We start from the raw sequence: 21,908 nt of genomic DNA, 5'->3' as shown, positions 1-21,908 counted from the left end.
GTCGGCCATCGCCCTACTCCAGTTCGTCGGCCGCCGACATCGGGGCCGAAGCGGGCGCGATGATCGAGGCCGGCAGCATGCACACCGTCAGCGCGCTGGACAGCGCGCACACCGCCCACGCGGCCACGAAGCCGATCGTATAGACCGCGCCGTGCGACAGTTCCAGCGGCTGACCCAGGATCCGCAGCTCGCGCGGATCGATCAGCGAGAACACCAGCACGAACGCGACGGCCGCGCCGACGAAGGCGGGCCACAGCACCCACATCAGCCAGCGCGCCTTCATGGCCGTGCCGCCGCTTGCGGATCGGCACCGGTGTGTGCGGCTCGCGCGGCCGGCACCACTGCGGTCGCCGTCGCGGCCTGCCGGATCACCAGCCCCTGACGCACCACGCCATCGACGATGGGCCGATCGGCGTGCTGCATCGCGACCCAGATCGTCGCCGCGCAGCCCAGCATCGCCATCGCGGGGCCGCTGATCAGCAGCCACGGCCACGGTTCCTTCCACCACGGTTTGCATTGGGACATGTCGATGCCTCGTTGTCGATGCCTGGTCACGGTTGAGCGGGAACGATAAAGCGGGTGGGCTGCCGCACCTGCACACGCTCGCTGCCGGCGGCACCATGGACGACGATATCGACCACATGGGTGCCCGGCGCCGCCTGCTCCAGCGGCACGCGCAGCCGCAGCGGCAGCAGCCGGTTCGAGGTTGGCGCGAGATGGCCGGCGCGGTCTTCGTATTCGACGGACAGCCCCGGCAAGTCCGCGCTGTGCGCCACGATGGCGATGTCCATCTCGCCCTCGGTGGTGTTGATCAGCTGCAGCCGGTAGACGTTTTCGATCCAGCGCCCGTCCACCTCGCGCGCCAGTGCCTGCCGGTCGCGCAGGATGTCCACCTTCAGCGGCGTGCGCACCGCCACCGACCAGACGAAGCCGCCGGCCAGCGCCAGCCACAGCACCGCATACAGCACGATGCGCGGGCGGATCACGCGGCGGCGCGCGCTGGCAGCCGACAGCGCGCGCCGCATCGCGTTCTCGGAGGTGTAGCGAATCAGCCCGCGCGGATAGCGCATCTTGTCCATGACCTGATTGCAGGCGTCGATGCAGGCGCCGCAGCCGATGCATTCGTACTGCAGGCCGTCGCGGATATCGATGCCGGTCGGGCAGACCTGCACGCAGATGCTGCAGTCCACGCAGTCGCCGATGCCCAGCGCCCTCGGGTCGGCCTTGCGCGAGCGCGAGCCGCGCGGCTCGCCGCGCTGCGCGTCGTAGGTCACCACATAGGTGTCCTTGTCGACCATCACGCTCTGGAACCGCGCATAGGGGCACATGTACTTGCAGACCTGCTCGCGCATGAAGCCCGCATTGCCCCAGGTGGCGAACGCATAGAAGCCAATCCAGAACGCTTCCCACGGCCCGGTGGACAGGTTCAGCACCGCGCTGCCCAGCGCATCGATCGGCGAGAAGTAGCCGACGAAGGTGAAGCCGGTCCACAGCGCGATCGCGATCCACAGCAGATGCTTGGTAGCCTTGATGCGCAGCTTGCGCAGGGTCCAACGCTCGCCGTCGAGTCGAATGCGGGCGATGCGATCGCCCTCGACCTTGCGCTCGATCCACAGGAAGATCTCGGTGTAGACCGTTTGCGGACAGGCATAGCCGCAGAACAGCCGCCCCGCGATCGCGGTGAACAGGAACAGCGACAACGCCGAGATCACCAGCAGCACGGCCAGATAGATCACGTCCTGCGGCCACAGCACCAGGCCGAACAGATAGAACTTGCGCGCAGCGAGGTCGAACAGCACCGCCTGACGGCCGTTCCACTGCAGCCACGGCGAGCCGTAGAACACCAGCTGCGTCGCCAGCACCATCGCGATGCGCCAGCGGGCGAACGCGCCCGTCACCGCGCGCGGATAGATCTTGCGGCGGACCTCGTACAGCGAGGCCTCGGTCGAATCGATGCCGGGCGCGTTCATGGCCGTCCTCGCAGATGGCGGGTCGCGAACCGATGGCGGGAAGCGGTGTCCATCATTGCCCCGCCGCCGGCATCGTGGTGCTGTCGGCGGACAGTCCCCAGACGTAGGCGGTCAGCATGCGGATACGCTCGGGCGTCAGGATGTCCTCGTGCGCCGGCATCCGGTTGTCGTGGCCCAGCAGGACCGCCTTGACGATCTGGGCCTCGCTGCTGCCATGCAGCCATACCTTGTCGGTCAGGTTCGGCGCGCCGAGCGCCTGATTGCCCTTCCCCGTGCCGCCGTGACAGGCGACGCAGGTCGACTTGAAGATGGGCTCGCCGCGCGCCGCACGAATCGGGTTGAAGGCGAGCCCCGACAGCGAACGCACGTATTGCGCGACATCGCCTGCCCCCTTCTCGTCGATGACCGCGGCGAACGAGGGCATCACGCCATGCCGGCCCTTGGCGATGCTCTGCATGATCGCGGCCGGCTCGCCGCCGTGCAGCCAATCGCGGTCGGTCAGGTCGGGAAAGCCGCGGCTGCCGCGCGCGTCCGAACCGTGGCACTGCGCGCAGTAGTTCAGAAACAGCCGCTGGCCGATCTCGCGCGCCTGCGGATCGGCGGCGACGCGCTCGATGGCGACGTCCATGTATTTGCCGTACACCGCCTGCTGGCCGCGCAATGCGGCCAGCCGCTGTTCTGCCAGCTCGCCCTGGCTGGTGAAGCCGAGCATGCCGCGATACGCGCCCAGGCCGGGATACAGCAGCAGATAGCCCAGCGCGAACACGCAGCTCAGCAGGAACATCCACATCCACCAGCGCGGCAGCGGGTTGTTCAGCTCGCGCAGATCGTCGTCCCACACGTGGCCGGTGTCGTGCGCCGGGGCGCCGGCATCGACGGCCGAAGCCGCGTTCGATGCGGCCGCGCCCTTGGCGACGCGCGTCTGCGAGAACAGCAGCCAGACGCACCAGACGATGCCGCCCAGCGCGATCGCGCCGATGTAATAGCCCCAGAAATCCGAAATAAAGTCGCTCATGACATCAATGTCCCTGCTCGATGGCTTGTGCCCGCGCGGCGTCGCGCGGCACGGCCGTGCTGTCGCCCATGCCCTCTCTGCCAGCCTCTTTTCGAACCTCGCCGGCCTCGCCCACTGCCTCGTCGGGCAAGGCGAACGGCAGCCAGGCGGCTTCCCGATTGGCATGGCGCCGCCCGCCGGACCACGCCCAGCAGACGATGCCGATGAAGACGACGAGGAAGATCAGCGTGGAAAACGCGGTCAAGATCGCCATGGTCACTGCCCCGCGGTCGGCGCCAGCGTGCGGCGATTGGTGCCGAGGCCCTGCAGATAGGCCACCAGCGCATCCTCCTCGGTCTTGCCCTTCAGCGCGTCCGGCGCTGCCTCGATGTCGGCGTCGCTGTAGGGCACGCCGAGCGCGCGCAGCGTCCGCATGCGCTGGCGGATGTCGTCGGTCGGCAGCGCGGTCTTCGCCAGCCACGGATACGAAGGCATTACCGATTCCGGCACGACGTCGCGCGGATTGCGCAGGTGGATGCGTTGCCAGTCGTCCGAGTAGCGGCCGCCCACGCGGGCCAGGTCCGGTCCCGTCCGCTTGGAGCCCCACAGGAACGGATGGTCGTAGACCGACTCGCCGGCGGTCGAATACGGGCCGTAGCGCTCGACCTCGGCCTGCAGCGTGCGCACCTGCTGCGAATGGCAGCCGACGCAGCCCTCGCGGATATAGATGTCGCGGCCCATCAGGCGCAGCGGCGAATAAGGGACGATGCCCGGATCGGGCTGCGTGGTCGAATGCTGGAAGAACAGCGGCAGGATCTGCACGAAGCCGGCGATGCTGACCACCACGATGGTGCAGACGATCAGCCAGCCGATGTTCTTCTCCAGCGTCTCGTGCGTAAAGAAGCGTCGTTGTTGGGACATGATGAAATCCGGATGGCGTTCAGGCTGCGGCGGGGGTGGCCGGGGTGGCCGGGGTAGCGTTCGCACCTGTGGGAATCACCGCATCGAAGGCGCGGCGGCCCGCGATCGTGCGCGCCACGTTCCAGGCCATCACCAGCATGCCGGCGAGGAAGCACAGGCCGCCGAGCAGACGGATCAGGTAGAACGGCGTCTTGGCCTTGACCGCTTCGACGAAGGCATAGGTCAGCGTGCCGTCGGGCTGCGTGGCGCGCCACATCAGTCCTTCCATCACGCCGGCGATCCACATCGAGGCGATATAGAGCACCACGCCGATGGTCGCGATCCAGAAGTGCCATTCGATCGCCCGCACGCTGTGCATCCGCTGCTGGCCGAACAGACGCGGCACCAGGTAGTACAGCGAGCCGATCGTGATCATCGCGACCCAGCCCAGCGCGCCCGAATGCACGTGGCCGATGGTCCAGTCGGTGTAGTGCGACAGCGCGTTGACCGTCTTGATCGACATCATCGAGCCCTCGAAGGTCGCCATGCCGTAGAAGGACAGCGCCACCACCAGGAACTTCAGGATCGGATCGGTACGCAGTTTGTGCCAGGCGCCGGACATCGTCATGATCCCGTTGATCATGCCGCCCCACGACGGCGCCAGCAGGATCAGCGAGAACACCATGCCCAGCGATTGCGCCCAGTCGGGCAACGCGGTGTATTGCAGATGGTGCGGACCGGCCCACATGTAGGTGAAGTTCAGCGCCCAGAAATGGACGATCGACAGCCGGTACGAATAGATCGGGCGCTCGGCCTGCTTCGGAATGAAGTAGTACATCATGCCGAGGAAGCTGGTGGTCAGGAAGAAGCCGACCGCGTTATGGCCGTACCACCACTGAACCATCGCGTCCTGCACGCCGGCGTAGGCCGAGTACGACTTCCACAGCGACGCCGGCAGCTCGATGTTGTTGACGATATGCAGGATCGCGATCGTCAGGATGTAGGCGCCGAAGAACCAGTTGGCCACGTAGATATGGCGGGTCTTGCGCTGGATGATGGTGCCGAAGAACACGATCGCATAGGCGATCCATACCGCCGCGATCAGCAGATCGATCGGCCATTCCAGTTCCGCGTATTCCTTCGACGTGGTGATGCCCAGCGGCAGCGTGATGGCGGCGGCCACGATCACGATCTGCCAGCCCCAGAAGGTGAAGGCCGCCAGCGGCGCGGCGAACAAGCGCGCCTGGCAGGTCCGCTGCACCACGTAGTACGAGGTGGCAAACAGCGCGCTGCCGCCGAAGGCGAAGATCACCGCATTGGTATGCAGCGGGCGCAGCCGGCCGAACGACAGCCATGGCGTATCGAAATTGAGCTCAGGCCAGATCAGCTGCGCGGCGAGCAGCACCCCGACTGCCATGCCGACGATCCCCCAGACCACCGTCATGATGGCGAATTGCCTCACGACGTGATAGTTGAAGGCGTCGGCACGCGCGGGCGTGGCCGTGCCGGTCAGGCCGGCGGCGGTGACATCCATTCAGACCCCCAAAGATTGACGTAATAAACCGTTCGATGACGTCAATGTAGAAGGGGTCGGGCGATGCGCCCTTGATCCGGATCAAGCGAGATGCAGATGCCTCGGCGCCAGGGGGAACTCAGTGGCGCGGCTCGCCGCGAAGCGGCTGCGGCACGGCGCGTGTGTTGGCGTTGGCGTTGGCGTTGGCGTTGGCGTTGGCGTTGGCGTCGGCATCGGCGCCGGCATCGGGACGGTCGTTGTCGAGCAGGATTGCCTGTCCGGGGCGCTCGAGATCGTCGTATTGCCCGGCCCGCAGCGCCCACCACAATGCGCCGGCGATCAGCGCGGCCAGCGCCAGGCTCATCGGCACCAGCAGGAACAATGTATCCATCACGGGGTATCCATCACGGCGTGTCCATCGCTAGCGCCCCTTCGGCACGCGCAGCAAGCGCCAGGCATTGGCGACCACCAGCAGCGACGACAGCGACATGCCGAGCCCCGCCATCCACGCCGTGACGTGGCCGCTCGCGGCCAGCGGAATCGCGACCATGTTGTAGGCAAAAGCCCAGCCGAGGTTTTGCCGGATCACCGCACGCGTGCGGCGCGCGATGGCCAGCGCGGCGGCGATCTCGGCGATGCCGTCGTGCGTCAGCACCGCATCGGCGCCGACCTGCGCCAGCGGCGCGCCGCTCGCGAGCGCAATCGAGACCTGCGCCTGCGCCAGCACCGGCGCATCGTTGATGCCATCGCCGATCGCCAGCACGACGGCCCCGTCGCGCTGCAGCGCGGCGACGTAGTCGCGCTTGCCCTCGGGACTGACGCGCCCCTGGGCATCGTCGATGCCGAAATGCCGCGCCCACCAGCGCACCGTCGGCTGGCTGTCGCCCGATATCAGATGGCAACGCAGGCCCAGCGCACGCAGGCGCGCCAGCAGATCGGCGGCCTGCGCACGCTCGGTATCGGACAGCACGAACACGGCCAGCGGCCCCCGTTCGTCGCCCAGCCACACCGGCGAGGCGCCATCGTGCAGATGGCCACGCCAGGCTTCGAGCGCGGCGGCGTCATCGCGCGCGCGCCCGGCCGGCCCCAGCGCGCCGACGAAGTCGCGCCGGCCGACCCGGATCGCGCGGCCGTCCAGCATCGCTTCCACACCCTGCCCCGGACGATTGCGCAAGCCGCGCAGTCGTTGTGCGAATTCCATGCCGGCGATGCCCTCGCCGGCGGCGGACGGCTGCGCTGCGCGGTCGGCTGCGGCCACCAGCGCCCGCGCCACCGGATGCTCGCCGCTGCGGCACAGCGCGCCGGCCAGCGCCAGGCACTCGGCCTGCGCCAGATCGCCAAGCGCAATCACGTTGGCCACGGCAAAGCGCCCTTCGGTCAGCGTGCCGGTCTTGTCGAGCACGACATCGGTGACCCCGGCCAGCGACTCGAGCGCATGGCCGCGCGTCAGCAGCACGCCGCGCCGCGACAGCGCCGCACCGGCGGCCGCGAGCGCCGCAGGCGTCGCCAGCGACAGCGCGCAAGGGCAGCTGACCACCAGCACCGCAACGGTCACCATCAGCGCGCGCTCCGGTGCGATGACCCACCAGAGCAGGCCAACGGCCGCGGCAATGACCAGCAGCGCCGCCACGAACCAGGCGGCCACGCGGTCGGCGACCACCGCAAGCCGCGGCTTGTCGGTCAGCGCGCGCTCCAGCAGCGCGACGATTTCCGCCAGACGCGTGCCGGCCCCGACCTGCCGCACTTCGATGACCAGCGGACTGCTGGCGTTGTAGCAGCCGGCCAGCACCGGCTGCCCGGGTCCGCGCGGCACCGGCCGGCTCTCGCCGCTCAGCATCGATTCGTCGAGATCGCTGCGGCCCTCCAGGATCTCGCCATCGGCCGGCACGATCTCGCCGGCGCGCACGCGCACACGGTCGCCCGGCATCAAGCGCGCCACCGGCACGCGGCGGGCCGTGCCGTCGGACGACAGCCGTTCGCAGGTGGCCGGCAACTGCCGCGCCAGCATCTCGGCACCGCTGCGCGAGGCCTGCCGCACACGCAGTTCCAGATAGCGCGCCAGCAGCAGCAAGGCGACGAACATGGTGACCGAGTCGTAGTAGACCTCGCCGGTGCCGCGCACGGTGGCAAGCAGACTGGCGCCGAAGGCCGCCGCCAGCCCCAGCGCGACCGGCACGTCCATGCCGACATGGCGTTGACGCAGGCTGCGCCACGCGCCCGCAAAGATCGGCGCCGCGCTGTAGACGATCACCGGCAGCGTCAGCGCCAGGCTCGCCCACTGCAGCAGCCGCAGATGCGTGGCATCGATCGAACCTTCGTGCGTGTAGACCGGCCACGCGTACATCATCACCTGCATCATGCCGAGCATGGCCACCGCCAGCCGCATCAGCAGGCCGCGCCGCGCCACGCTGTCCTGCCGGTCCGCGGCGGAGAATTCGAACGGCCACGCGGTGTAGCCGATATCGGCAAGCGCGCCCAGCAGGCCGGCGACGGTCAACGCGTTGCCGCGCCAGCGCACCAGCACGCGGCGCGTGGCCAGATTGGCGACCGCGGATTCGACCCCGGGCAGCTGCGCCAGCTTCTGCTCGATCAGCCAGGCACAGGCGGCGCAGCGGATGTTCTCGGGGGCCAGCGTGATTTCGAAGCGTTCCTCGGATCGTGCCTCGGGCTCTTGCGCCCTCGCACCGTCCAGCCGCCGGACGAAGCGCGCGCGCAGCTCCTCGGTGTCGTAGGCCTGCCAGACCGGCTCGAGCCGCGCGCGTGCGGCGTCGTCGAGCGGCCGGCCGAAGCGGAATTCGCCGGCATAGAGATGGGCAAAGCCGGCCCGATCCAGCGCCTGCGCCAGCGCCAGGCAGCCGGCGCAGCAGAAGCGGCGCGCCACGCCGCCGACCGCCGCGTGCAGCGTGTCCGCGGCCGACGCCGGCAGCCCGCAATGGAAGCAGGCGGCGTCGTCCGCTGCGGTGGCGGTGACGGTGCCGTTGGCCGCGGTCCGCAGCGCGGGCGCGGAGGAGTCGGAGGGGGATGAATGGGCGAAGGCGATCGGCATCGTATTCCTGGATGTCCGATCGATTCTAGGGACCGCGCGGGCGCGGCGAATTGATCCCGATCAAGGCGCACGCAATCGGTACGCCCTGCAAGGCCGTGCGGCGGGTGGCCGCCCAGGCGGCCGAGGACGCTCAGGCCAGCTCGGTGGCGCCGGTGCGCCGCGGCGCTTCCAGATATTCGCGCGATTGCATCTCGATGATGCGCGACACCGTGCGATGGAATTCGTTGGCCATCTGGCCTTCGACATACAGCTCGTCGGGCGGCACCTCGGCCGACATCAGCAGCTTGACCTTGTGGTCGTAGAACACGTCGACCAGCCAGGTAAAGCGGCGCGCTTCCGACGACATCCGCGGCGTCATCTTCGGCACGTCCGACAGGATCACGGTGTGGAAGCGCTCGGCCAGTTCCAGATAGTCGTTCTGCGAACGGGGGCCGCCGCACAGCGTGGCGAAGTCGAACCAGACCACGCCGTTGGCCTTGCGCAGCGCATGCAGCTCGCGCTTCTCGATATGCAGGATCGGCGATTCGTCGGCGATGCCGGCCAGCGCGGCGAAGGAATCCCGCAGCGCCGCGCTCGCCTTGGCGTCCAGCGGCGTGTAGTAAGCCTGCACCTGCTCCAGCGTGCGCTTGCGGTAATCGATGCCGGCATCGACGTTGAGCACGTCGAGCTTGCGCTCGAGCAGCGCGATCGCGGGCAGGATGCGGTCGCGATGCAGCCCGTCCGGATACAGCAGGTCCGGGCGGTAGTTCGACGTCATCACGAACTGCACGCCGTTCTCGAACATCTGCTCGAGCAGGCGATGCAGGATCATCGCGTCGGCGACATCGCTGACATGGAATTCATCGAAACAGATCAGCCGGTACTTGCGGGCGATCCGTTTGGCCAGCTCGTCCAGCGGATCGGGCCGGCCTCGCAGTTCCTCGAGCTGGCGGTGCACCTCGCGCATGAACTCGTGGAAATGCAGGCGGGTCTTCCGGACCACCGGCACGCAGTGGTAGAAGCTGTCCATCAGAAAGGACTTGCCGCGCCCCACGCCGCCCCACAGATAGACGCCCTTGGGCACCTCCGGCCGGATCAGCAGCTTCTTCAGCGCATTGTTGCGCCGCTGCTTGTAGGCGACCCATTCGTCGTAGCACTGCTGCAGCCGCGCCACCGCGCGCAACTGCGCCTCGTCGGACCGATAGCCGCGCTGCTGCAGTTCGTGGTGGTAGTACTCGGTGACGTTCATCGGGGGGAAGGAATGGAAGCGGCAGATCGACGGATCGGCGGCGGCGAACGCATGGCGCACGCCGCCGCACCGCGAGACTCCCCTCTCCCGCGTGCGGGAGAGGGGCCGGGGGAGAGGGAAAGCAGCGGTCAATCGACCGGCAGCGCTCCTGCAAGCGCCCTGCCCTCTCCCCAACCCTCTCCCGCAAGCGGGAGAGGGAGCAGGTTGTCGCCCTCGCTCCCGCCAACCGCAATCAGCAAGCGGGAGAGAGAGAACACCGGCCTTACATATTGAGCTGACGCTTGTCCACCGCGAGCGCGGCTTCGCGCATCACCTCGGACATCGACGGGTGCGGGTGGCACACCCGGCCGATATCCTCGCTGGCGGCCTTGAACTCCATCGCCACCACGGCTTCGGCGATCAGGTCCGAAGCATTGGCCGCGACCACGTGCACGCCCAGGATCTCGTCGGTCTTGGCATCGGCCAGCATCTTGACGAAGCCGTCCGAGGCGCCCATGCCCAGCGCGCGGCCGTTGGCCACGAACGGGAACTGGCCCGACTTGTACTCGCGGCCCTCGGCCTTGAGCTGCTGCTCGGTCTTGCCGACCCAGGCGATTTCCGGGTAGGTGTAGATCACCCACGGAATGCAGTTGTAGTCGATGTGCGGCTTCTGGCCGGCGATGCGCTCGGCCACGGCCACGCCTTCGTCCTCGGCCTTGTGCGCCAGCATCGGGCCGCGCACCACGTCGCCGATCGCCCACAGGCCCGGCACCGAGGTCGCGCAATGCTCGTCGACCGGAATGAAGCCGCGCTCGTCGGTACCCAGGCCGACGGCGTCCAGACCCAGGTTGTCGGTGTTCGGCACGCGGCCGACCGACACGATCAGGCGATCGACTTCCAGCGTCTGCGCGTTGCCGTCCTTGTCGGTGTAGCTGACGGTGACGTTGTTGTCGCCGGTCTTGACCTCATTGACCTTGACCCCCAGGCTGAACTTCAGGCCCTGCTTGGTCAGCAGCTTCTGCGCTTCCTTGGCGACGCCTTCGTCGGCGGCACCCAGGAACGCCGGCAGCGCCTCCAGCACGGTCACGTCGGCACCGAGGCGGCGCCACACCGAGCCCAGCTCCAGGCCGATCACGCCGGCGCCGATCACGCCCAGCTTCTTCGGCACTTCGGCGAACTTCAGCGCGCCTTCGTTATCGTTGACCAGCTTGTTGTCGACCGGAATGCCGGGCAGATGGCGGGCCTTGGAACCGGTGGCGACGATCACCTGCTTGGCGGTGATGGTCTCGGTGCCGGCCTTGCCGGCGATCTCCACCTGGAAGCCGTCGGCATTCTTGCCGACGAACTTGCCGAAGCCCTTGAACAGCGTGACCTTGTTCTTGCGGAACAGGAACTCGATGCCCTTGGTCATCTTGCCGACGATATCGTCCTTGCGCTTGAGCATCTTGGCGATATCGACCTTGACGTCGCCGACGGTGATGCCGTGGTCGGCCAGGTGGTGCTGCACGTTCTCGAACTCTTCGGACGAGGCCAGCATCGCCTTCGACGGGATGCAGCCGACGTTCAGGCAGGTGCCGCCGAGGCGGGCTTCGCCCTTCGGATCGTCGTACGGATTGCCTTCGCAGCAGGCGACGTTCAGGCCAAGCTGGCCCGCGCGGATCGCGGCGATATAGCCGCCGGGGCCCGCGCCGATCACCAGCACGTCGAATTGTTTGCTCATGGGAATTCCTCGTTGCGTCGGCGCGCCCTGCCCCGTTTTGGGTCGGGGCCGGCGCGCGGCATGGTGTTGCATTCGGTTGGCCGCCGGGCTCGCGCTCCAGGCGGCGCGCGGTCTCCCGCCTCGGGAGACCGCGGCGGATGCTGCGATTACAGGTCCAGCAGCAGGCGGGCCGGATCTTCCAGCGCTTCCTTCATCGCCACCAGGCCCAGCACGGCTTCGCGGCCGTCGATGATGCGGTGGTCGTAGGACATCGCCAGGTAGTTCATCGGACGGATCACGATCTGGCCGTCCTCGACCACGGCGCGGTCCTTGGTCGCGTGCACGCCCAGGATCGCCGATTGCGGCGGGTTGATGATCGGGGTCGACAGCATCGAGCCGAACACGCCGCCGTTCGAGATCGAGAAGGTACCGCCCGACAGCTCGTCCAGCGACAGCTTGCCGTCGCGGGCCTTGGTGCCGAACTCGGCGATCTTCTTCTCGATGTCGGCCAGGCTCATCTGGTCGGCGTTGCGCAGGATCGGCACCACCAGGCCGCGCGGCGAACCGACCGCGATGCCGATGTCGAAGTAGCCGTGGTAGACGATGTCGTTGCCGTCGACCGAAGCGTTGATGATCGGGTACTTCTTCAGCGCGTGAACCGCCGCCTTGACGAAGAAGGACATGAAGCCCAGCTTGACGCCGTGTTCCTTCTCGAAGCGGTCCTTGTACTTGTTGCGCAGATCCATCACCGGCTTCATGTTGACTTCGTTGAAGGTGGTGAGGATGGCGTTGGTCTGTTGCGATTGCAGCAGACGCTCGGCGATACGGGCGCGCAGGCGGCTCATCGGCACGCGCTCTTCCGGACGATCGCCCAGCGCGGCAAAGTCGACCGGGGCGGACACTTGCTGCAGCGCCGGCTTGGCGGCCGGAGCCGGCGCGGCCTTGGCGGCGGGGGCCGAACCGGCGGCGAGCACGTCGCCCTTGGTGATGCGGCCATCCTTGCCGGTACCGGCAACCTGGCCGGCCGACAGGCCCTGCTCGGCCATCAGCTTGGCGGCCGACGGCATCGCCACGGCGCCGGCGGCGGCGGGAGCGGCGGCAGCCGGTGCAGCAGCGGCCGGAGCCGGTGCAGCAGCGGCCGGAGCCGGTGCGGGCGCGGCAGCCGCCGGTGCCGCTGCGGGCGCGGCGGCAGCGGGAGCGGCGGCGCCAGCGGTGGCTTCGGTATCGATCTTGGCGATGACTTCATCGGCCGTCACGGTGTCGCCGTCGTTCTTGACGATCTGCGACAGCACGCCTGCGGAGGGTGCCGGCACTTCGAGCACGACCTTGTCGGTCTCGATTTCGATCAGGATTTCGTCCTGGGCGACGGCTTCACCGGGCTTCTTCTTCCAGTTCAGCAGGGTCGCCTCGGCGACGGATTCGGACAGTTGCGGGACCTTGACGTCAACAATGGCCATGGTGTGAGTTTCCTCGGTAAATGCGTGGATGCAGCGGTATTCGGGGCGAACCGGCGCAGTCGTGACTAAGGGAGGCGACTGGCGCGGTTCGATGCGATGCGATCGGGGATGGCAGGGCGGATGCGCAAGCGCAGCGCGGCAGGGCCCGCCAACCGGCGCGCCCTGCCCGCACTGGCGCTTACTTGCTCAGCACGAAGCCCTTGAGCTTGGAGAACGCCGCGTCCAGCAGCGCCTTCTGTTGCTCGTTGTGCTTGGCGTAGTAGCCCACGGCCGGCGAAGCCGATGCCGGACGGCCGGCGTAGCCCAGCTTCTGCCCTTCCGTCATGTTCTCCATGATGTAGTGCTGGACGAAGAACCAGGCGCCCTGGTTCTGCGGCTCGTCCTGGCACCACACGATCTCGGTGGCGTTCGGATACTTCTTCAGTTCGGCGGCCACCGCCTTGTGCGGGAACGGATAGAGCTGCTCGAGGCGGATGATGGCGACATCGCTGGCGCCCCGCTCCTTGCGCGTCGCGACCAGGTCGTAATAGACCTTGCCCGAGCACATGATCACGCGCTTGACCTTGCTGGCGTTCAGTTCCTCGTGTTCGCCGATCACGGTCTCGAAATGGCCCTTGGCCAGATCCGACAGCGGCGACACCGCGTCCTTGTTACGCAGCAGCGACTTCGGCGTCATGATGACCAGCGGCTTGCGGAACAGCCGGATCATCTGACGGCGCAGCAGGTGGAAGATCTGCGCCGGCGTGGTCGGCTGGCAGACCTGCATGTTGTGGTCCGCGCACAGCTGCAGGAAGCGCTCGATGCGCGCCGAGCTGTGTTCCGGGCCCTGACCTTCGTAGCCGTGCGGCAGCATCAGCGTCAGGCCCGAGGCGCGGCCCCACTTGACTTCGCCCGACGAGATGAACTGGTCGATCACGACCTGCGCGCCGTTGACGAAGTCGCCGAACTGGGCTTCCCAGATCACCAGCGCGTTCGGCTCGGCGGTCGAGTAGCCGTATTCGAAGCCCAGCACCGCTTCCTCGGACAGCACCGAGTCGATCACGGTGAACGGGGCCTGGCCTTCCGACACGTTCTGCAGCGGCACGTACGAGCCCGCATCCCAGCGCTCGCGGTTCTGGTCATGCAGCACCGCGTGGCGGTGCGTGAAGGTGCCGCGGCCGGCGTCCTGGCCGGTGATGCGCACCGGATAGCCCGATGCGACCAGCGAGGCGAAAGCCAGATGCTCGCCCATGCCCCAGTCCAGCGGCTGATCGCCGCGGCCCATGTTGGCGCGGTCCTTGATCACCTTCTCGACCAGCGGATGCAGCTTGAACTGTTCGGGGATCGTGGTGATCCGCTCGGCCAGACGCTTCAGCTCGGTCACCGGCACGGCGGTGTCGGCGGCGTCGGTCCACTTGCGGTTCAGGAACGGCATCCAGTCGACCGCGAACTTGTTCTTGAAGTTCGACAGCACCGGATCGACCGTGTGCTTGCCCGCGTCCATCGCGGCGCGGTAGGCCTTGACCAGCTCGTCGCCGAACTCGGCCGGCACCACGTTCTGCGTGGCCAGCTTGTCGGCGTAGACCTTGCGCGTGCCCGGATGCTGCGAGATCTTCTTGTACATCAGCGGCTGCGTGACCGCCGGGGTGTCCTGCTCGTTGTGGCCCAGCTTGCGGAAGCAGATGATGTCGACGACGACATCCTTCTTGAACTCCATGCGGTAGTCCACCGCCAGCTGCATCGCGAACACGACCGCCTCGGGATCGTCGCCGTTGACGTGCAGCACCGGCGCTTCGATCATCTTGACCACGTCGGTACAGTACAGCGTCGAACGGGCGTCGCGCGGGTCCGAAGTGGTGAAGCCGATCTGGTTGTTGATCACGATGTGCATCGTGCCGCCGGTACCGTAGCCGCGGGTCTGGGCCAGGTTCAGCGTTTCCATCACGACGCCCTGGCCGGCGAAGGCCGCGTCGCCGTGCACCTGCACCGGCAGCACCTCGCGATGGCCGGCTTCGCCACGGCGCTCCTGGCGCGCCTTGGCCGAGCCCTCGACCACCGGGTTGACGATTTCCAGGTGCGACGGGTTGAAGGCGAGCGACAGGTGGACCGGGCCGCCTTCGGTCGAGACATCGCTGGAGAAGCCCTTGTGGTACTTGACGTCGCCAGCGGGCAGATCGTCGACGTGCTTGCCTTCGAATTCGGCGAACAGGTCGGCGGGCATCTTGCCCAGCGTGTTGACCAGCACGTTCAGGCGGCCGCGGTGGGCCATGCCGATGACGATTTCCTGCACGCCCTGCTTGCCGGCACGCTGGATCAGTTCGTCCATCGCGGCGATGAAGCTCTCGCCGCCTTCGAGCGAGAAGCGCTTCTGGCCGACGTACTTGGTATGCAGGAAGCGCTCCAGGCCTTCGGCGGCGGTCAGGCGCTCGAGGATGTGCTTCTTCTTCTCGGCCGTGAACACCGGACGGGCGCGCGTCGATTCGAGGCGCTCCTGCCACCAGCGCTTCTGCGCCTGGTCGCTGATGTACATGAATTCGGCGCCGATGCTGCTGCAATACGTTTCGCGCAGGTTCTGCAGCAGTTCGCGCAGGCTCATCGTCTCCTTGCCGAAATACGTGTTGCTGGCATTGAAGACGATGTCCAGGTCGGCCTCGGAGAAGCCGTAGAACGCGGGATCCAGATCCGGCAGGGGCGGACGCTCCTGGCGCTTGAGCGGATCGAGGTCGGCCCAGTGCGAACCGATATTGCGGTAGGCGGCGATCAGCTGGGTCGCGGCGACGCGCTTGCGGCCCATGTCCGCATCGGCCGAGGCGACGATGGTGCGGATCGGGCCCTGCTTGGCGCGCTCGGCGAACGAGGCGACGATCGGGGCGTGGGGAATATCGCGGGAGGCGGTGCCGTTCGCGGCCGGCACGTTCTGCATCGCGTCGAAGTACGCGCGCCAGTTGTCGGGGACCGAGGCGGGATTCTGGAGGTAGGCTTCGTACAGCTCTTCCACGTACGGCGCGTTGCCGCCGAAGAGGTACGAATTGCTCTGATACTGCTGCATCATGGGGCGCTCACTATTCTTCGGGTATGCCGAAGTTAAGCGGGTTTATCAACCTTCCGCGACACGGCTTGACCGGTTAGCGGATTGCAAACAACTCTTGAAGGCCCCTAAGCAAACGGCACCACTGGGGTGCCGGCGCGCAGAAGCCCGGAAGGGCAAGTTGTGCGGGGAAGGACCTTAAGTCTTCACTGCGCGTAAGAATAGCACGTTTGCGCAAACGTCCATCGCTCTTTTCCGGTAGTGCAACACCGACCCAACGGTTTCCCGCGGTATTGCGCGCCTTGCCGGTTTTCTTGCCCAGAAACCCGCTCGCTATCAGGGAATGCTGTTGCGAAATGCCGTCGCTTTCTTTCAGCCGGCTTTCATTCTCCCCGGCTTGATTGGGCCGATTATCCGCCGAGCGGCGCGATACGGTCGACCGCGTCGGTAATCACGGCATCGACGCCCCATTCGAGCAAGGCGGCGGCGCGGTCCGGATCGTTGACGGTATAGCAGGCAACCCGATAACCGGCGCGATGAGCCGCCTCAATCACATTCTGGTTCAGTTCGCGATGGTTGGCGTCCAGCGCGACGCAGCCCAGCCGTGCCAGCCGGTCCAGCCAGTCGGCCGGCAGCGTGTCGAGCAGCAGCGCGCGCGGCAGGTCTGGCGCGACCCGGCGCGCGGCCTCCAGCGCCGCCTCCGAGAACGACGACAGCAGCGGCGGCACGGCGGCGCCGGCCCACAGCGCCAGTGCGTCGAGCGCCACCGCGGCGCCGGTGCGGGCCTCGGTGCCGGGCACCGGCTTGATCTCGATATTGACGTGCAGGCCGTTGGCGCGGGTGTAGGCCGCGATCGCCGCCAGCGTCGGAATCGGTTCGCCGGCATAGGCCGGGCTGTGCCAGCTGCCGGCGTCGAGCTGGGCGAGTTCGCCCAGCGTCAGCGCATCGGCGCGGCCGCGGCCGCTGGTGGTGCGCTCCAGCGTGGCGTCGTGCAGCAGCACCGGCTTGCCGTCGGCCGACAGCTTGACGTCGAATTCGAACATCCGGTAGCCGAACGAGGCGCCGTGGCGGAAGGCCGCCAGCGTGTTCTCGGGCGCCAGCTTGCCGGCGCCGCGATGGGCGATCGTGCGCGGATAGGGCCACGGCGGCAGCGTGCCCGCGGTCGCCGGGGAATCGGGACGCTGGAGGTCGGCCGCCATCTCAGGCCTCGATCCGCTTGCCGCTGGCGTGGTCGAAGAAGTGCAGGTGGTCGCTCGAAGCTGTCACCGGCAGCTTCTCGCCGGCCCGCACAGGCATATGGCTGTCGAGCCGGACCACCACCTGCTGGCCGCCGAGCGTGCCGTAGGCGAAGGAGTCCGCCCCCAGCGCCTCGACCACGCGCACGTCGATGTGGGCGATGGCCTCGTGAGCGGCGCAGGGTTCCAGATGTTCGGGCCGCAATCCGAGCAGCGCCTGTTGCGGCAGATGCAGTCCCATCGGCAGATGGCCGAGCGTCGCCTCGGACGGCTGACCGTCCGGGCCCAGCACGCGCATCGGCGCGTCCGACGGCACCGTGCCCTGCCCCGCTTCGTTGCGCACCACCGGAATCAGGTTCATCGGCGGCGAGCCGATGAAGCCGGCGACGAAAACGCTGGCGGGCCGTGCATAGACCTCCAGCGGCGTGCCGATCTGCTCCACGCGCCCGCCGTTGAGCACCATCATCCGATCGGCCAGCGTCATCGCCTCGACCTGGTCGTGCGTGACATACAGGCTGGTGGTGCGCAGGCGCCGATGCAGCTCCTTCAGTTCCAGCCGCATCTGCACGCGCAGCTTGGCGTCCAGGTTCGACAGCGGCTCGTCGAACAGGAACACCGCCGGCTCGCGCACGATCGCGCGCCCCATCGCCACCCGCTGGCGCTGGCCGCCGGACAGCTGGCGCGGCTTGCGCTCGAGCAGCGGCGCCAGCTCGAGGATGCCGGCCGCATGGCGCACGCGCTGTTCTATCTCGGCCTTGGGCATGCCGCGGATCTTGAGACCGTACGCCATGTTGTCGTAGACGGTCATGTGCGGATACAGCGCGTAGTTCTGGAACACCATCGCGATATCGCGCTCGGCCGGCTCCAGCTGATTGACCACGCGATCGCCGATATGGACCTCGCCGCCGGTGATGGTCTCGAGCCCCGCGACCATCCGCAGCAGCGTCGACTTGCCGCAGCCCGACGGCCCGACGATCACGACGAACTCGCCATCGTCGACTTCCATGTCGATGCCGTGCACGGCGGCGACATTGCCGGCGTAGGTCTTCTGAACGTTTCGGAGCGACAGTTTTGCCATGTGTTTCTGTTGTTCGATATCGATCGATTTGGCCGATTGCGGCGATGGGCTGCGTGGTCTTGCTCCCCTCTCCCGCCTCGCGGGAGAGGGGTTGGGGGAGAGGGAACAGCGGTCGACACTGCGAGCATGTTCGCGGATTCCGGCGCCCTTTGCCCTCTCCCCCGCCCCTCTCCCGCAGGCGGGAGAGGGGAGAAAACCATCGTGCAAGGGCGACCGTTACAGCCGTTCCTTACTTCTCGGTCTCCACCAATCCCTTCACAAACCACTTCTGCATCAGGATCACCACCACGGCCGGCGGAATCATCGCCAGCATCACGGTCGCCATCACCAGGTTCCAGTCGGTGGCGGCATCGCCCGAGCGCGAGATCATCTGCGTGACGCCGACCACCACCGGGATCATCGACTTCTGCGTGGTGATCAGGAGCGGCCACAGGTACTGGTTCCAGCCGTAGATGAACTGGATCACGAACAGCGCTGCGATGCTGGTCTTCGACAGCGGCAGCAGCACGTCGAGGAAGAAGCGCATCGGCCCCGCCCCGTCGATGCGCGCGGCCTCGGCCAGTTCGTCCGGCACCGTCAGGAAGAACTGCCGGAACAGGAAGGTCGCGGTGGCCGAGGCGATCAGCGGCACCGTCAGGCCGACATAGCTGTCGAGCATGCCCAGGTCCGACACCACCTCGTAGGTCGGCAGGATGCGCACCTCGACCGGCAGCATCAGCGTGATGAAGATCATCCAGAAGAAGGTCTTGCGCAGCGGGAACTTGAAGTACACCACCGCGAAGGCCGAGATGATCGAGATCGCGATCTTGCCCAGCGAGATACCCAGCGCCATGATCATGCTGTTCATCAGCATGGTGGAGACCGGGGCCGCCGCCACGCCGACGCCTTCGAACAGCACGGTGCGGTAGTTCTCCAGCAGATGCGGGCCCGGCATCAGCGTCATCGGCGCGTCCAGCACCTCCTCGGCGGTCAGCGTCGAGGCGACGAAGGTCACATAGACCGGGAAGGCCACGATCAGGATGCCGACGATCAGCACCACGTGGGTCAGGAAATCGAGGAAGGGACGCCGCTCTACCATGTGGGATACCTGTCTGCCGTCTTCATTGCGGTCTTCATTGCGGTGTGCATTGCATTGTTCATCGGCCGCCGCTCAATACTGGACGCGCCGCTCGACGTAGCGGAACTGCACCACCGTCAGCGCGATCACGATCGCCATCAGGATCACCGACTGCGCCGCCGAGCCGCCGATATCCATGCCGCGGAAGCCGTCGTGATAGACCTTGTAGACCAGCGTGTTGGTCGAGTTGAACGGCCCGCCGTGCGTGACCGCGTCGATGATGGCGAAGGTGTCGAAGAACGCGTACACCACGTTGATCACCATCAGGAAGAAGGTCGTCGGCGACAGCAGCGGGAACACGATCGACCAGAAGCGGCGCCACGGCCCGGCGCCATCGATCGCGGCGGCCTCGATCAGCGAGCGCGGAATGCTCTGCAGCCCGGCCAGGAAGAACAGGAAGTTGTAGCTGACCTGCTTCCACGCCGCGGCGATGATCACCAGCAGCATGGCCTGATCGCCGTTGAGCAGGAAGTTCCAGTCCACCCCCATCTTGCGCAGCATGTACGAGACGATGCCCAGCGTCGGATTGAACAGGAACATCCACAGCACGCCCGCGACCGCCGGCGCGACCGCGTACGGCCAGATCAGCAGCGTCTTGTAGGCGACCGCGCCGCGCAGTGCGCGATCGGCGAAATACGCCAGCAGCAGCGCGAACGACATGCCCAGCAGCGCGACGCCAAACGCGAAGATCGCGGTCACGCGGAACGACTCGATGTAGTTCGGGTCGTTCCACAGCGTCATGAAGTTGGCCGCGCCGACGTATTCGAGGCTGATGCCGAACGCATCCTGCTGCAGCACCGACTGGTACAGCGCCTGGCCTGCGGGCCAGAAGAAGAAGATCAGCGTGATGGCGATCTGCGGCAAGACCAGCAGATACGGCAGCCAGGGCGAACGGAAGACGACGCGTTTTTCCATGCGTGGCGAAAGCAAAGGAGCGCCGTCGCGGCGCCCCGGAGGAATCGGACCTGCCGCCGGCCGAGGACGGCGGCAGGTGCGCGACAGAATCGCAGGCGGCCGGCCGGCGCGCGGAACGCGGCGCCGGTCGCTGGTTGCCGCTTACTCCTTGGCGGTGCGCTGGAAGCGCTCGAGCAGCTCGTTGCCGCGCTTGACCGCGGTATCGAGCGCTTCCTTGGGCTCCTTCTTGCCGGCCCAGACCGCCTCGAGTTCCTCGTCGACCACGGTGCGCACCTGGACCATGTTGCCCAGCCGCACGCCGCGCGACTTGTCGGTGGTCTTGACGACCATCTGCTGCACCGACACGTCGGCGCCCGGATTCTTCTCGTAGAAGCCGGACTTCTTGGTCAGCTCATAGGCCGCCGTCGTGACAGGCAGATAGCCGGTGGCCTGGTGCCAGTCGGCCTGGACCTCGGGGCGCGACAGGAAGCTGAAGAACTTCGCCACGCCCTTGTATTCCTCGGGCTTGCGGCCGGCCATCACCCACAGCGAGGCGCCGCCGATGATGGTGTTCTGCGGGGCGCCCTCGACATCGGGGTAGTACGGCAGCTGCGACACGCCGAAGGCGAACTTGGCGTTCTTGCGGACGTTGGCCAGCGTCGCCGACGAGCCGGTGAACATCGCGCACTCGCCATTGAAGAACTTCGCGCCCGACTCCGCCTTGCGGCCGCCGTAGCTGAAGTAGCCCTTCTTGACCATGTCCTGCAGATTGCCGATGTGCTTGACGTGCAGCGGGCTGTTGAACACCAGGCGCGTATCGGTGCCGCCGAAGCCGTTGTTCTTGGTGGCGTACAGCGTGTTGTGCCAGGCCGAGAAGCTCTCCAGATGGACCCAGCCCTGCCAGTCGGTGGTGTAGGCGCAGTTGCCGCCCGAGGCCTTGATCTTGGCCGAGTACTGCATCACCTCGGGCCAGGTCCTGGGCGGCTTCTCGGGGTCGAGGCCGGCCTTCTTGAAGGCGTCCTTGTTGTAGTAGAAGACCGTGGTCGAGCTGTTGAACGGGAACGACAGCATCTCGCCCTTGGCGGACGTGTAGTAGCCCGCCACCGCGGGGATATAGACCTTCTGGTCGAACTTCTCGCCGGCTTCCTTCATCACGGTCGAGACCGGCTTGATCGCGCCCTTGGCGCTCATCATGGTCGCGGTGCCGACCTCGAACACCTGCAGGATCGCCGGGGCGCTGCCGGCGCGGAAGGCGGCGATGCCCGCCGCCAGGGTCTCGTCGTAGTTGCCCTTGTTGACCGGCACGACCTTGTACTCGGTCTGGCTGGCGTTGAACTTGTTGGCGACCTCATTGACCTTGTCGTTCAGCGCGCCCTGCATCGCATGCCACCATTGGACTTCGACGGCGGCGTGCGCGGCGCCCGTGGCGCTCAGCGCGGCCACGGCGGCGGCCGCGGCGGCCAGCTTGACGGTGATACTGCGGCGGATGGTCATCGACGGCTCTCCTCTTTATTGCGTCACCCAGTCGGAAACCGGCTGAATGTATGCATTTTTTGTGACAAGCGGATGTTACTCCGCTCACGCGCGCCGAGAAACCGAGCGTTTCTACCAATGTCCAGGCCGGCTCGCGGTCGATTCGGGCCGGCGGCAAGCCAGATGACAGCGCCGTGACTTAGCTTAGGCCACCGTGACCGCGAGGTACAATGCGCCGCCATGTCGACCCCGCAAATCCACCCCGCCCTCCCCGCCCCGCCGGTGTTCCCCGCCTCGCTGCCCGCCGCCGCGCTGCGC

Annotated in this window: 17 protein-coding genes and 1 pseudogene; all 18 read right to left on the bottom strand. The window is 67.1% G+C overall.

The window, feature by feature from the left end; translation table 11 throughout:
- Positions 1-13: 13 nt before the first annotated feature.
- The 18 genes and pseudogenes from J5T34_RS09285 to ugpB all read right to left on the bottom strand — a co-directional run bounded on the left by J5T34_RS09285 (position 14) and on the right by ugpB (position 21,611).
- The gene (locus J5T34_RS09285) at positions 14-283 is read right to left on the bottom strand and encodes a hypothetical protein (RefSeq protein WP_208579506.1); all 270 of its coding nucleotides are present in this window, start codon (positions 281-283) and stop codon (positions 14-16) included.
- A complete protein-coding gene (locus tag J5T34_RS09280) occupies positions 280-525 on the bottom strand; it encodes a FixH family protein (RefSeq protein WP_208579505.1) in 246 nt (81 codons plus the stop codon). Before J5T34_RS09280 ends, J5T34_RS09285 begins: the two co-directional genes overlap by 4 nt.
- Before the next feature lie 26 nt (positions 526-551).
- The gene (gene ccoG / locus J5T34_RS09275) at positions 552-1,970 is read right to left on the bottom strand and encodes a cytochrome c oxidase accessory protein CcoG (RefSeq protein WP_208579504.1); all 1,419 of its coding nucleotides are present in this window, start codon (positions 1,968-1,970) and stop codon (positions 552-554) included.
- Positions 1,971-2,022: 52 nt separating this feature from the next.
- Complete coding sequence (ccoP, locus tag J5T34_RS09270; protein ID WP_208579503.1) at positions 2,023-2,985, bottom strand: cytochrome-c oxidase, cbb3-type subunit III; 963 nt, start codon at positions 2,983-2,985, stop codon at positions 2,023-2,025.
- Between the two features lie 4 nt (positions 2,986-2,989).
- A complete protein-coding gene (locus J5T34_RS24160) occupies positions 2,990-3,238 on the bottom strand; it encodes a cbb3-type cytochrome oxidase subunit 3 (protein WP_432207646.1) in 249 nt (82 codons plus the stop codon).
- Positions 3,239-3,240: 2 nt separating this feature from the next.
- On the bottom strand, positions 3,241-3,885 hold the full coding sequence (gene ccoO / locus J5T34_RS09260) for a cytochrome-c oxidase, cbb3-type subunit II (RefSeq protein WP_208579502.1): 645 nt from the start codon (positions 3,883-3,885) through the stop codon (positions 3,241-3,243).
- 19 nt (positions 3,886-3,904) lie between these two features.
- Positions 3,905-5,398 carry a cytochrome-c oxidase, cbb3-type subunit I gene (gene ccoN, locus J5T34_RS09255; RefSeq protein ID WP_208579501.1) on the bottom strand — a complete coding sequence of 498 codons (1,494 nt, stop codon included), beginning with the start codon at positions 5,396-5,398 and terminating at the stop codon, positions 3,905-3,907.
- A gap of 226 nt (positions 5,399-5,624) precedes the next feature.
- Positions 5,625-5,768 (bottom strand): annotated as a pseudogene (gene ccoS, locus J5T34_RS09250) (cbb3-type cytochrome oxidase assembly protein CcoS); the annotation flags it as partial.
- A gap of 30 nt (positions 5,769-5,798) precedes the next feature.
- On the bottom strand, positions 5,799-8,423 hold the full coding sequence (locus tag J5T34_RS09245; RefSeq protein WP_208579500.1) for a heavy metal translocating P-type ATPase: 2,625 nt from the start codon (positions 8,421-8,423) through the stop codon (positions 5,799-5,801).
- A gap of 130 nt (positions 8,424-8,553) precedes the next feature.
- Positions 8,554-9,651, bottom strand: a complete 1,098-nt coding sequence (zapE, locus tag J5T34_RS09240) for a cell division protein ZapE (RefSeq protein ID WP_208579523.1) — start codon at positions 9,649-9,651, stop codon at positions 8,554-8,556.
- Between the two features lie 262 nt (positions 9,652-9,913).
- Positions 9,914-11,350 carry a dihydrolipoyl dehydrogenase gene (lpdA, locus tag J5T34_RS09235; RefSeq protein WP_208579499.1) on the bottom strand — a complete coding sequence of 479 codons (1,437 nt, stop codon included), beginning with the start codon at positions 11,348-11,350 and terminating at the stop codon, positions 9,914-9,916.
- Positions 11,351-11,496: 146 nt separating this feature from the next.
- Positions 11,497-12,786 carry a 2-oxoglutarate dehydrogenase complex dihydrolipoyllysine-residue succinyltransferase gene (gene odhB / locus J5T34_RS09230; RefSeq protein WP_208579498.1) on the bottom strand — a complete coding sequence of 430 codons (1,290 nt, stop codon included), beginning with the start codon at positions 12,784-12,786 and terminating at the stop codon, positions 11,497-11,499.
- 178 nt (positions 12,787-12,964) lie between these two features.
- The gene (locus J5T34_RS09225) at positions 12,965-15,817 is read right to left on the bottom strand and encodes a 2-oxoglutarate dehydrogenase E1 component (RefSeq protein ID WP_208579497.1); all 2,853 of its coding nucleotides are present in this window, start codon (positions 15,815-15,817) and stop codon (positions 12,965-12,967) included.
- Positions 15,818-16,203: 386 nt separating this feature from the next.
- Entirely contained in the window at positions 16,204-16,992 is a 789-nt protein-coding gene (ugpQ, locus tag J5T34_RS09220; RefSeq protein WP_208579496.1) for a glycerophosphodiester phosphodiesterase, read from the bottom strand.
- 1 nt (position 16,993) lies between these two features.
- On the bottom strand, positions 16,994-18,106 hold the full coding sequence (locus J5T34_RS09215; RefSeq protein ID WP_208579495.1) for a sn-glycerol-3-phosphate import ATP-binding protein UgpC: 1,113 nt from the start codon (positions 18,104-18,106) through the stop codon (positions 16,994-16,996).
- A 229-nt stretch (positions 18,107-18,335) separates the two neighbouring features.
- Complete coding sequence (ugpE, locus tag J5T34_RS09210) at positions 18,336-19,184, bottom strand: sn-glycerol-3-phosphate ABC transporter permease UgpE (RefSeq protein WP_174108427.1); 849 nt, start codon at positions 19,182-19,184, stop codon at positions 18,336-18,338.
- Between the two features lie 72 nt (positions 19,185-19,256).
- The gene (gene ugpA, locus J5T34_RS09205; protein WP_208579494.1) at positions 19,257-20,138 is read right to left on the bottom strand and encodes a sn-glycerol-3-phosphate ABC transporter permease UgpA; all 882 of its coding nucleotides are present in this window, start codon (positions 20,136-20,138) and stop codon (positions 19,257-19,259) included.
- Between the two features lie 141 nt (positions 20,139-20,279).
- Entirely contained in the window at positions 20,280-21,611 is a 1,332-nt protein-coding gene (gene ugpB / locus J5T34_RS09200) for a sn-glycerol-3-phosphate ABC transporter substrate-binding protein UgpB (RefSeq protein ID WP_174108425.1), read from the bottom strand.
- Positions 21,612-21,908 lie beyond the last annotated feature (297 nt).

It is taken from the genome of Cupriavidus gilardii (assembly GCF_017598945.1).
Taxonomy (GTDB): domain Bacteria; phylum Pseudomonadota; class Gammaproteobacteria; order Burkholderiales; family Burkholderiaceae; genus Cupriavidus; species Cupriavidus gilardii_E.
This window is presented reverse-complemented; position numbering and strand designations above follow the sequence as displayed.

What these genes read in the sequence shown, in the direction of transcription:
- J5T34_RS09285 (WP_208579506.1), bottom strand. Translation starts at nt 283, where the DNA reads ATGAAGGCGCGCTGGCTGATGTGGGTGCTGTGGCCCGCCTTCGTCGGC.
- J5T34_RS09280 (WP_208579505.1), bottom strand. Translation starts at nt 525, where the DNA reads ATGTCCCAATGCAAACCGTGGTGGAAGGAACCGTGGCCGTGGCTGCTG.
- ccoG (WP_208579504.1), bottom strand. Translation starts at nt 1,970, where the DNA reads ATGAACGCGCCCGGCATCGATTCGACCGAGGCCTCGCTGTACGAGGTC.
- ccoP (WP_208579503.1), bottom strand. Translation starts at nt 2,985, where the DNA reads ATGAGCGACTTTATTTCGGATTTCTGGGGCTATTACATCGGCGCGATC.
- J5T34_RS24160 (WP_432207646.1), bottom strand. Translation starts at nt 3,238, where the DNA reads ATGGCGATCTTGACCGCGTTTTCCACGCTGATCTTCCTCGTCGTCTTC.
- ccoO (WP_208579502.1), bottom strand. Translation starts at nt 3,885, where the DNA reads ATGTCCCAACAACGACGCTTCTTTACGCACGAGACGCTGGAGAAGAAC.
- ccoN (WP_208579501.1), bottom strand. Translation starts at nt 5,398, where the DNA reads ATGGATGTCACCGCCGCCGGCCTGACCGGCACGGCCACGCCCGCGCGT.
- J5T34_RS09245 (WP_208579500.1), bottom strand. Translation starts at nt 8,423, where the DNA reads ATGCCGATCGCCTTCGCCCATTCATCCCCCTCCGACTCCTCCGCGCCC.
- zapE (WP_208579523.1), bottom strand. Translation starts at nt 9,651, where the DNA reads ATGAACGTCACCGAGTACTACCACCACGAACTGCAGCAGCGCGGCTAT.
- lpdA (WP_208579499.1), bottom strand. Translation starts at nt 11,350, where the DNA reads ATGAGCAAACAATTCGACGTGCTGGTGATCGGCGCGGGCCCCGGCGGC.
- odhB (WP_208579498.1), bottom strand. Translation starts at nt 12,786, where the DNA reads ATGGCCATTGTTGACGTCAAGGTCCCGCAACTGTCCGAATCCGTCGCC.
- J5T34_RS09225 (WP_208579497.1), bottom strand. Translation starts at nt 15,817, where the DNA reads ATGATGCAGCAGTATCAGAGCAATTCGTACCTCTTCGGCGGCAACGCG.
- ugpQ (WP_208579496.1), bottom strand. Translation starts at nt 16,992, where the DNA reads ATGGCGGCCGACCTCCAGCGTCCCGATTCCCCGGCGACCGCGGGCACG.
- J5T34_RS09215 (WP_208579495.1), bottom strand. Translation starts at nt 18,106, where the DNA reads ATGGCAAAACTGTCGCTCCGAAACGTTCAGAAGACCTACGCCGGCAAT.
- ugpE (WP_174108427.1), bottom strand. Translation starts at nt 19,184, where the DNA reads ATGGTAGAGCGGCGTCCCTTCCTCGATTTCCTGACCCACGTGGTGCTG.
- ugpA (WP_208579494.1), bottom strand. Translation starts at nt 20,138, where the DNA reads ATGGAAAAACGCGTCGTCTTCCGTTCGCCCTGGCTGCCGTATCTGCTG.
- ugpB (WP_174108425.1), bottom strand. Translation starts at nt 21,611, where the DNA reads ATGACCATCCGCCGCAGTATCACCGTCAAGCTGGCCGCCGCGGCCGCC.